Source organism: Acidobacteriota bacterium (assembly GCA_039028635.1).
Lineage (GTDB): Bacteria > Acidobacteriota > Thermoanaerobaculia > Multivoradales > JBCCEF01 > JBCCEF01.
Map to the genome: position 1 here is coordinate 1 of JBCCHV010000102.1, position 10,319 is coordinate 10,319.

11 protein-coding genes are annotated in these 10,319 nt (G+C 66.6%); 6 read left to right on the forward strand and 5 right to left on the reverse strand.

Going from position 1 to position 10,319, the window contains the following annotated elements; genetic code table 11:
* Window positions 1–216: 216 nt before the first annotated feature.
* The 5 genes from AAF604_24315 to AAF604_24335 form a co-directional block, all read right to left on the reverse strand.
* Entirely contained in the window at window positions 217–1,113 is an 897-nt protein-coding gene (locus tag AAF604_24315; GenBank protein ID MEM7052808.1) for a hypothetical protein, read from the reverse strand.
* A gap of 161 nt (window positions 1,114–1,274) precedes the next feature.
* Window positions 1,275–2,405 carry a DUF4388 domain-containing protein gene (locus AAF604_24320; protein MEM7052809.1) on the reverse strand — a complete coding sequence of 377 codons (1,131 nt, stop codon included), beginning with the start codon at window positions 2,403–2,405 and terminating at the stop codon, window positions 1,275–1,277.
* A gap of 71 nt (window positions 2,406–2,476) precedes the next feature.
* Entirely contained in the window at window positions 2,477–2,965 is a 489-nt protein-coding gene (dcd, locus tag AAF604_24325; protein MEM7052810.1) for a dCTP deaminase, read from the reverse strand.
* Between the two features lie 8 nt (window positions 2,966–2,973).
* Window positions 2,974–3,957: a class II fructose-bisphosphatase gene (glpX, locus tag AAF604_24330; protein MEM7052811.1), complete on the reverse strand. Its 984-nt coding sequence runs from the start codon at window positions 3,955–3,957 to the stop codon at window positions 2,974–2,976.
* Window positions 3,957–5,174 (reverse strand): acyl-CoA dehydrogenase family protein, encoded by a 1,218-nt coding sequence (locus tag AAF604_24335; protein MEM7052812.1) that lies wholly within the window; start codon window positions 5,172–5,174, stop codon window positions 3,957–3,959. The genes glpX and AAF604_24335 overlap by 1 nt, the downstream gene beginning before the upstream one ends.
* Before the next feature lie 116 nt (window positions 5,175–5,290).
* Between AAF604_24335 and AAF604_24340 the strand changes: the two genes are divergently transcribed.
* The 6 genes from AAF604_24340 (at window position 5,291) to AAF604_24365 (ending at window position 10,264) form a co-directional block, all read left to right on the forward strand.
* Complete coding sequence (locus AAF604_24340) at window positions 5,291–5,560, forward strand: hypothetical protein (protein MEM7052813.1); 270 nt, start codon at window positions 5,291–5,293, stop codon at window positions 5,558–5,560.
* 21 nt (window positions 5,561–5,581) lie between these two features.
* The gene (locus AAF604_24345) at window positions 5,582–6,406 is read left to right on the forward strand and encodes a type II CAAX endopeptidase family protein (protein MEM7052814.1); all 825 of its coding nucleotides are present in this window, start codon (window positions 5,582–5,584) and stop codon (window positions 6,404–6,406) included.
* Complete coding sequence (locus tag AAF604_24350; protein ID MEM7052815.1) at window positions 6,399–6,920, forward strand: ATP-binding protein; 522 nt, start codon at window positions 6,399–6,401, stop codon at window positions 6,918–6,920. Before AAF604_24345 ends, AAF604_24350 begins: the two co-directional genes overlap by 8 nt.
* 5 nt (window positions 6,921–6,925) lie before the next feature.
* On the forward strand, window positions 6,926–7,261 hold the full coding sequence (locus AAF604_24355) for an STAS domain-containing protein (protein ID MEM7052816.1): 336 nt from the start codon (window positions 6,926–6,928) through the stop codon (window positions 7,259–7,261).
* 226 nt (window positions 7,262–7,487) lie between these two features.
* A complete protein-coding gene (locus tag AAF604_24360) occupies window positions 7,488–8,381 on the forward strand; it encodes a polyprenyl synthetase family protein (protein MEM7052817.1) in 894 nt (297 codons plus the stop codon).
* Between the two features lie 83 nt (window positions 8,382–8,464).
* On the forward strand, window positions 8,465–10,264 hold the full coding sequence (locus tag AAF604_24365; protein ID MEM7052818.1) for an alkaline phosphatase family protein: 1,800 nt from the start codon (window positions 8,465–8,467) through the stop codon (window positions 10,262–10,264).
* The last annotated feature ends 55 nt before the right edge of the window (window positions 10,265–10,319 follow it).

Below are 10,319 nucleotides of genomic sequence, written 5' to 3' on the forward strand. Positions count from 1 at the left end.
AAGGAGTATCTCCGCACAATACCTTCATACTCATGACACCAATGGCAAAGGGATGGTGCCCTTGTGCCCAACAAATTCACATCTGTCACACACTCGTCATGGAAGTCGAGTGTGGACGCGACCACTGCCACCGCGATTAAACTGCCTGCTGAGAAAGAGAAATCTCTAGGCTGATAAACGTCTACAAGATCGGGGCAGGTCCACCTTTAGCCCCCCTTAAGAAAAGTTATGCGGCTCGAGCTCCCAATAACCCGGATAGCGGCAGTGGGAAGCGCCGCGGGTGGTGCTCAGAAAAGCCAGTCCGCCGTGGCCGGCCTGGGGATCGACCACCAAGACCAGGCCGCCCGGCGTATGACCGCGATCGGCCTCGATGCGCACCTGGCGGCCGTCGGCGAGGTTGAAGCTGAGCAGCGTCTGGCACTCGGGGTCGTTGGCGCTCCCCAGGGGCTGCCAGTCGGCCGACTGAATCGTCAGCCGGTAGGGGTGTCCGCGGAAAGGGTTCTGATCCTCGGGGCCGTCGAACTGAAAGCCGCAGTTGAGGGTGTCCTCGAGCTCTTGGCCTTCGTAGCTGCCCTCGCAGGTCAGAAGCTGGTGATCGCGGACATGGTAGTGGGCGGCTTGGAAGCGGAGGGCTGAAGCCTTGACCGCCTCCACCATTTCCTGATTGGCGTGGTCGAGGTGGGCGTGCTGGGCGATCAAGCGGGTATCGACGGATGGTTTGGCGCCGGAGTCGAGGCCGAAGCAGGAGGGATTGTCGATCACCGCCAGCACGCCCGCCAGATCGAGGCTCGCTTCGGTCATCGGCCGCCGTCCGGTGTAGGCGAAGAAATCGTCCGAGCCGGGACCACTACCATCGCCGTTGCCGAGCCCGAAGACCACCACCCGCGGGGTACCGGTGGGACCGGCGGCGAGTTTGAAGACATAGAGATTCGAGCCGTTGATCTCGATGTCGAGACTCCACGACGGGCTGACCACCTTGTAGATCACCCCTGGCGAGATTTCCTCCACCCGATCGTGGCCGCAGATCTGTGCCGAGGCGTAGGGCGGGACGACCAGCACGACGGCGAAGGTCAGGAACCACAACCAACCGAAAGAGAGACGACGAGGCACCATGAGCGCTTCCTCCAGGCGAGTGAATCGAAAAAGAGGTTCGCCCGAGAAACCCATTGGCTCTCAGTTTCTTGCGCTGACGTCGATCCTCCTGCGGCAGGGCAGGTCCAAGCGCCCGCTCGCGATCGACACGTCGGCCTCGCCGGGCGCAGTCGCGCTCGCTCTCAGCTAGAGGCTTCTTCGAGGGTGATGTGGCCGGCCTGATGGAGGCGCCAGAACACCAGCAGCGCATCGAGCTGCGGCAGGGGACTGATCTTGATGATCGAGCGGATGTCGTAGTTGCCGTCGATGCGGGTCAGCATGAAGCCTTCCTGCGGCGTGATCTTCGACGACGTCAGATCCTCGAGGCTGGTCGACAGCTTGGGAATCGAGTGCACCCGAATGCCCTGGGCCTCGAGCTCCTCGCGGATCCGCGCCTCGCCGGCTTCGGCGGCCTTCTTGATCTCGCGGCTCTCGGGCTCGAGGTTGCCGGCAGCCCGCAGATGGCGCACCGAGTGCTCGTAGCGCTTGGCGGTCAGGTGGACGGCGGCGGCGTCGAGCAAGGCCTTGGCACCGATCGCCGCGGAGTTGTTGTTGTGTCCGGCTTCGGCACCGTCCCAGCGTGGCTTGACGATCTTGAGGCGCTTCTTGCGCACCTGGTCGAGCAGCACCTTGCAGGTATTGAACTCACTCGAGTGGGTCTCGAGGCAGATCTCGGCCACGGTGCGGTGGTCGTCGATCAGGTCGAGGATCTTCTGCGCCGCCGGATTGCTCGGCTCGCTGAGCTCGCCCACGGATACCGGGATGGCGCGGGTGGTGGGGATGAACTCGCGGATGCGGCGCCACTCGTCGACCCGGCGAACGCCCTCCAGAATGATCACCGTGACATCGAGGTCGATGGCGATCATGGTGTTCCTGGGGAGCTCGTTCTCGATGAAACGGAACTCTCCCTCGGGCCAGGTGAAGATGTCGTAGATGCTCTCCTGGGCCTTGAGGCGGAGCAGCTTGTGGAGGGTCTTCTCGTCGATGGCGCCGATGGTGACCAGGATCTTGCCCAGCAGCATGCCGGTGCGCTCCTGCATCTCGATCGCCTTCGAGAGCTCGGTCTCGCCGATCAGGCCACGGCTCATCAGAAAGTGGCCGAGGTGCTCTTTCTCATCGGTCGAGGCGGAGGAGATCACTCGTCCGTCCCGGAAGTAGACCTTCTTGGTGACCTTTTGGCTGTCGATGACGAGCGTACCGGTCTTGTTGCTCTGGGAGAGCCATTGCAGCAGCTCGGCGAGCTGCATCGTCTTGAGATTGCCGGTGATGCTCATCGCTGGTTCGCGTGGACTCAGGATTATAGCCGCACGGGTCGGCTCGAGAATCGCGGGAGCCGGCGGGCGCCTCAGGGCCGGGCCGGCGTCGTCCCCTGCTGGCCCTGATAATGGCTCGACGAGCCGGGATCGCCATAGGCCACTTCGGGCTCGCTTTCCATCGTGATGAAGATCAGCTGGGCGATGCGGCGGCCGGCTTCCAGCACGAAGGGCTCCGGACCGAGGTTCTGGAGCTCGAGGGTGATGGTGCCCTCGAACCCGGGGTCACACCAGCCGGCCAGGGAGTGATTGATCCACAAGCGGCCGAGGGTCGACTTGAGCTTGAGGTCGCACGCCACCTGGCGCGGAATCTTGACGTACTCGAGGGTCGAGGCGAGGAGCACTTCGCCGGGAAAGAGCTTGACCTCGTCGGCCCGGAAGTCTTCCGGATCGCGGGTCGGGCAGATCCAGTGATCGCACACTCGCACGTCGTAGCTGGCAGAGTTGACCTGGGCCGGCTCGTAGGGCGTCACCCCTCCGGCCTCGGCCCAGCGGCGAATCCAATGGTCCGGCTTGATCATCGCTTCCCTCAGTGCAGGCGGATGGGCGTATCGCCCTCGACCCGGTGAATGGTATCGACGAACCGGATCATGTTGCTCCGCCGTGACATGAACAGGGTGGAGGTGCGCGAGCCGCCGCCGAAGAAGCGCACCCCCGGCAGCAGCTCGCCATCGGTGACGCCGGTGCAGCTGAACAGGATGTTCTCGCCCGGCGCCAGGTCCTCGGTGCGATAGATGCGATCGAGGTCGTGGATCCCGAGGGCGTCGAGACGCTCGTTCTGATCCGGGCTGAGGGCTCGCAGGCGGGCCTGGATTTCGCCGCCGAGGCAGCGCATGGCGGCCGCCGCCAGCACTCCTTCGGGGGCTCCTCCGATACCCATCGCGGCATGCACGCCGGTGCCTCGAACGGCGGCGGCGATGCCGCCCGAAAGGTCGCCGTCGCCGATCAGGCGAATACGGGCTCCGGCGCTGCGGATGTCGTCGATGAGCTGGGCGTGGCGCTCGCGGTCGAGCACCACGATGGTGAGGTCGCTGACCTCGCGCTTGAAGGCGCGGGCGATTCCGCGCAGGTTCTCCGCTACCGGCGCGTCGATGTGCACCTCGCCCCGGGCCGTCGGCCCGACGACGATCTTGTCCATGTAGACGTCCGGGGCGTGGAGCAGACCGCCGCGCTCGGATGCGGCGAGCACGGCGGTGGCATCGTTGGTGCCGGTGGCGCAGAGATTGGTGCCTTCGAGTGGATCGACCGCGATATCGACCGCGAAGGCGTCTTCCTGACCGACGCCCCGTCCGAGCTGTTCGCCGATATACAGCATCGGTGCTTCATCGCGCTCGCCCTCGCCGATGACGATTCGGCAAGCGATCTCGAGCTCATCGAGCTCGCGCCTCATCGCCTCGACGGCGACTCGGTCGGAGCGTTCGCGATCACCGAAACCCATCGTCTTGGCCGCTTCGATGGCGGCCTGCTCGGTGACCCGGATGAAGTCGAGCTCGAAGGACTGGTCGAGACTCATCAGGTGCTCTCGGTGACGGCGACCGCCTTCTTGACGTTCTGGGTCGGAGGGTTGAACGCCGCGATGCCGGTGATCGCCTCGCCCAGGATCAGGCCGTGAATGTCGTGGGTGCCCTCGTAGGTGAACACCGACTCGATGTTGAGCATGTGGCGGATCACCGGGTAGTCATCGACGATACCGTTGGCGCCCAGGATCTCGCGCGCCAGGCGGGCCGACTCGCGGGCCACCCAGACGTTGTTGCGCTTGCCCAGGGAGATGTGGTGATGCTTGACCTTGCCCTGGTCCTTGAGGCGACCGATCTGCAGCGCCAGCAGCTGACCCTTGGTGATCTCCGACAGCATCCACACCAGCTTTTCCTGTACCAGCTGATGGCAGGCGATCGGCTGACCGCCGAACTGGATGCGCTCCTTGGAGTACTCGAGGGCGGTGTTGTAGCAGTCCATCGCCGCCCCCAGACCGCCCCAGGCGATACCGTAGCGAGCCTGGTTGAGGCACATCAGGGCGTTCTTGACGCCGACCGTCTTGGGCAGGATGTTGTCCGCCGGGATGCGGCACTCGGCGAAGCCGAGCTCGGAAGTGTTCGAGGCGCGCAGCGAAAACTTGCCGTGCTGGTCGGTGGCGGTGTAGCCCGGGGTGCCCTTCTCGACCAGGAAGCCACGAATGCCGTCGTCGGTCTGGGCCCAGACCACCGCCACGTCGGCCAGTGAGCCGTTGGTGATCCACTGCTTCGAGCCGTTGAGCACCCACTCGTTGCCGTCCTTGCGGGCGCGCGTTCGCATGCCTCCCGGATTGGAGCCGAAGTCGGGCTCCGTGAGGCCGAAGCAGCCGATCGCCTCACCGGTGGAGAGGGGCGGGATCCAGCGATCCTTCTGGGCCTGCGAGCCGAAGGCATAGATCGGGTACATGACCAGCGAGCTCTGCACCGAGATGAAGCTGCGCAGGCCCGAGTCGCCGCGCTCGAGCTCCTGCATGATCAGGCCGTAGGCGACGTTGTTCAGTCCGGGGAGGCCGTACTCGTCGATGGTGGCGCCGAAGAGATTGAGGGCGCCCATCTCCGGCAGCAGCTCGATGGGGAAGCGGCCGTCGCGGTGACATTCCTCGATGATCGGCTTGATCTTGTCGTCGACGAATGCGCGCACGGTGTCGCGCGCCATACGCTCTTCTTCGCTGAGAAGAGCCTCCAAATCGATAAAGTCCACGCCGGGGAAACGACTCACTGGGGACCTCCTTGGGGATTCCTGAGATGCGGGTTCATCGACCCGCGCACGAAGCTCGGGCCAAGGCCGAATTCTACCACGGTCCGGGCCCTGCACGGGAAGGTATGATGAGCCCCATGGGAACCTTCCCGGGCGGCAGCGCCTACGCCATGGTGCGGGAGATCTCGGAAGGCTACTTCCTGGTCACGGAGCGCTCCTTCCTGCGCCTCGATCGGGCCGATCTCGAGAAGCTGCGCTTCGAGCTCGATCGTCTGATGCGGGAGATCCGCGGGCAACAGCCGGCGATCGACGATCTGCCGGCGGTGCAGGCCCGTAACCGCCGCCTGCAGCGGCTCCGGACGGCGCAGATGATTCTGCGCACCTACCGCCAGAAGCGCAAAATCTAAGGTCAGGGCGGTAGCGTTCCTATGCTCGACGCCCTGCGTCCTCTGTCCCCATTCCTTCTGACGGCGTTGACCGTCGCCCTTCTGGAGCTGCGCTTCCGGCGCCATCCGGAAGCCTTGCCGCCGGCTTTCGGCCATCCCGGTCGCCGGGCCCTCGGGCTGGCGCTGGTGGCCTTCTTTCTCTTCGCCGCCCTGTTCACGCCGCTGGCGATGGCACCGTCGGCGGCCGAAGTCGACGTCGAGACCCTCACCCCCTGGCAGCTCTTCCTGCTGCCTTTCCTGCTGACGGTGATCCTGCTCGGTTGGGCTTTGCTCGCCCGTCAGGGCGGCGACTGGTCCGACGCGCTGCGGGTGCTGCGCCTGCGCGAACGGCGGTGGTGGCGCGAGCTGCGCGTCGGGTTGGTCTGGGGGATCTTCGCGTGGGCTTTTGTGCTCGTCGCCTCGTTGCTGGTGGCGGGGCTGTTGCAGCGCTTCGGCTGGGACGCCCTCACCAACGCCGGACCTCCCGACCTGGTGGTCTACCTCGCCGGCCTGCCGTGGGTCTTGCGCCTCGCCGTCAGCCTATCCGCCGGAATTTTCGAAGAGACCTTCTTCCGCGGCCTCCTGCAGCCGCAGCTCGGAGTCGGTCTGTCGACCCTGTTCTTCGTCCTGGCGCACATCGCCTACGGCTCTCCGGTGTTGCTGGTGGGCGTCACCGTGCTGTCTCTCATCTACGCCTATTTGGCCCGCTCCCGGGGCAGCGTGGTGGCCGCCATCGTGGCCCATTCCCTGTTCGATGGGATCCAGCTTCTGGTGGTCATTCCGGCGGCTCTGGCGGGGGCCGATCTGGTAAGCTCCGTCGGTGGTTGAAGCCAAGTCCCTCGAGTTCCACGTCGCCATCGAAAGCCGTTTCGAGAATGTCGAGATCGTGCAAGTGGTCTTGAACGACGCGCTCGAGCGGATGGGGGTCGTCGAAGACCTCCGGCACTGGATCGACTTGGCGGTTCGGGAGGCCGTGGCGAACGCCATCAAGCACGGCAATCAAGGAGACCCGGACAAGCGCGTCGAGGTCGCGTTGGCCTTGGAAGGCGACGAGGTCGTGGTGCGTATCGAGGATCAGGGAGAGGGCTTCGACCCGGTGCGGGTCGAGGACCCGCTCGCACCCGAGAATCTGCTCCGGCCCAACGGGCGGGGGATCTTTTATATCGAGAAGTTCATGGATGGCGTCGCCTGGGATACCGGGGCTCAGGGAGGTACACGGGTGACCTTGCGCAAGCGGGTCGCTCCGGGGGCCTCCGCAGGATCCACGGCGTCGGCGGCAACCCCGGGGATGGACCCGGAGCCCGAACCGACCTCCGGGGCGGGCGGAGACCAGGAGGGCTAGAGAGCATGAAGATCAGTGCACGGCATCGTGACAACGTCACGATCCTTGACGCCAAGGGCAAGATCACTATCGGAGTCGGAGACGTCGCCCTGCGGGAGGCGGTTCACGAGGCGCTGAATGCGGGCGCGCGCAACGTCCTGATCAACCTCGCCGACGTGGCGACCATCGACTCGTCCGGCATCGGCGAGCTGGTCAGCACCTACACCACGGTGACCAACCGCGGTGGCAAGCTCAAGCTGCTCGGTATGCCGGCGAAGATCGCCGACCTGATGCAGGTGACGCAGCTGATCACCGTCTTCGAGACCTTCGACGACGAGGACGAAGCGGTCCACAGCTTCTGATCGCCGTCCGGCTCTCGCGCCGGGCCGCCATTGTCGGCTCGCCGTCGGGAGCGTCCATCGGAACGCCGCCGCGGTCGGACGATCGTGGCGGCGATCACCCTTCCCATCGATTCGACCTGTTCCAACGCGCCTGCGGACCTCCTCGGGTCCCACGGGAGGAACCGCCCATGAGGGCTCGCCGTCTGTCGATCGATCCTCTCTCCCGCCCGGTGCGGCAGGGTGGGGCATGACTGCTCCTGCCCTCGGCGGGGCGCTGGTCGCCTTCGGAGCGCGAGTCGAGCAGCGCTTGCCGGAGCTGATCCCGGGCCTCGAGGAGCGTCCCGGCCCGGTTCACCGCACCATGCACTACGCCCTCACCGGGCGGGGCAAGCGGTTGCGGCCGATCCTCACCCTGGCGGTGGCGGAGATCTTCGGCTCGCGCCACGAGGCAGTGGTCGATCTCGGTTGTGCGGTCGAGATGGTGCACGCCTGCTCGCTGATCTTCGATGACCTGCCGGCGCAGGACGATGCCTCCCTGCGGCGCGGCCGCCCGACGGCTCACCGCGCCCACGGTGAAGACATGGCGCAGCTCGCCGGCTTGGCGCTGCTGAGCCGCGCCTATGCGGTGGTCGCCGAGTGCGGTCAGCGTCTACCGCTGAAGCGCTACACCAGCGAGGACATGGTGCACCATCTGGCGGCCGCCATCGGGACCCATGGATTGATCGGAGGCCAGGCGCTCGATTTGCGCAGTCAGCCGGAAGAGCTCGACCTCGAGACCCTCGAGTACATTCACAGCCACAAGACCGGGGCTCTGTTCATCGCCGCCGGAGAGCTCGGAGCGATGGCCGCCGGGGCGCGGCGGCGGGATCTCGAGCTGGTGACCCGCTTCGCCAAGAATCTCGGTCTGGCGTTCCAGATCACCGATGACCTGCTCGACGTCCTCGCCAGCTCCGCCGAGACCGGCAAGGACAGTGGTCAGGACAGCGACAAGGTGACCTTCGTCAAGCTGCTGGGAGTCGACGGTGCTCAAACCCTCGCCGCCGAGCTGCTCGACTTCGCCATCGAATCGCTGGCGCCCCTCGGGCGGCGGGCCACCATGCTCCGTCAGCTCGCCGAGTTCGTGCGCCACCGCGGTCACTGACCTTCCTCGGCGACCTTAGAATTGCATCGCCATGCAGGGAATTCAGCAGCACAGGGGCTGGACGTGATCCGCAGGAGCCAGCCTTGAGTCGGGGCTCGCGGGACCTCGAGCAGGTGCGCTCGGAGCTGCGCCGGCTGGGCTATCTCAGCGATCGCTTCGACCGCTTTCTGCTGCAGGATGCCTTCCGGCCACAACGCTCCTGGCTCGGCATCATCGAGCTGGCCTTGCGGGTCGGTGCCCTGGTGGGCTGTCTGGTCGCCCTGGTGGCGGCCTTTGCCTTGGCGACGGCCAACGGCAACCTCGAGCGCACGCCCCTCGATCTGGTTCCCCTCTTCCTGCATCTGCTGGTGCCGGCGACCCTGCTCTCCGGTTTGGCCTTCCTGGCTTTGTGTGCCGTTCTCGTGGTGGTGCTGCGGATCTATCCGGTGCGCCGCATCGAGACCCTCAGCTTGACCGCCGCCCTGTTGCTCGGAGCGGGGGTCCTCGGAGTCTTCCTGTGGCGCATGCGCGATCTCCTCGCCGGGCGGCCGACCTGGTGGATCGTGCTCGCTGCCCTCGCCCTGCTGCCGGCCCTCTATGCCGTCATCAAACTGGTTTCGGACGGCTTGCTGGCCCTCGCCATTCGACTCACCCATCGCACTCCGAGCGGTCGTTTCCTGTCGCGTCGGCGGGCGACCGTCGCGGTGCTGGTGGCGGCCTTCGTGCCGGTCTTGCCGGCCCTGATGGCGGTCAACCAACGGCCACCGGAAGCGCCCCCGGCATTGCCGGCCAGTCCCGGTGAGCGGGTGGTCCTGATCGGCATCGACGGCGCTCTCGGTGAGGAAGTGGATTACCTCCTCAGTCGCGGCGAGCTGCCGGCGGTGGCCGCCCTGCGCCGCGCCGGCGCCGGCTGGTTCGACTATCAGCGACCGGACGGGCCCCCGGCGGATTTCTGGACCCGCATCGCGACCGGCGTTTCTTCGCCCTCCCACGGCGTCACCGCCCTCGACAGCTTCCGCCCCCTCGGCGTGGCGACGCCGCTCAGCCAGTCCGGGCCGCTACGCCGCTTCTGGCAAGGCGTCGAGGTGCCCCTCGGCCTCGCCGAGTACGCGCCCGTGCTCTCCAACCGGCGCCGGGTGTTCTCTTTCTGGGAGCTCGCCTCGCGCGGCGGTGCCCCGGTTCTGGCGATCAACTGGTGGACGACCTTCCCGGCCGAGGAGCTGCCCGGTCTGGTGGTTTCCCACGGCGCCTACCAGATGCTGGCCGAGGGGGTCGCCGGAGTGGTCGCGCCGGCGAGCCGTCGGTCCGAGGTCGAGGCCTGGCGAGGCGAGTCGGCCGACGATCAGACCCTGGTGCCGGAAGTGCCGGCCTTTCAGGCGGTCGCCGACCGTGCCCTGCTACCGGACCGTTTCTATCGTTCGGCTTTCCGCCAAGGCTTCACCCAGCTACAGCCGCGCGCCGCCGCCGTCTACCTGTCGGCCCTCGATCTCGCCGCCGACGGTTGGAGTGGTGGAGCGGTGGCCTTCGCCGATCTGGTGCGCGACGAGCTGGCGGCGGCCGATCGCCTGATCGGCACGGTGATGGCCGAGCTCGACGGCGAGCCGGCAACGGTGGTCTGGGTGGTCGATCCCGGTCGGCGCGGCGGTGCCGGACGGGTGCTGGTGGCGCGCTCCGGAGCCTGCCGGGGAGCCCGTGGAGAGGTCGCGCCGGAAGCCGTCGCGGCGTCCTTGCTGCGCGCCCTCGGCCTGCCGCAGAGCGGCGAGCTGCCGGCGCCGGTCGCCGGCTGTAGCTGGCCGCTGCCGTCTCTCGAAGTTGCGAGCTTTGGGCCACGACAGCCGGATCCGACGGGCGCGACGGACGACGAGGAGTACCTCGAGAGCCTGCGCGCTCTCGGCTACCTCTAGCAGGTTGCTGAAAAAGTCATCGGCAACCTGCGACCGAGCCCGGGAGGGCTCGGCG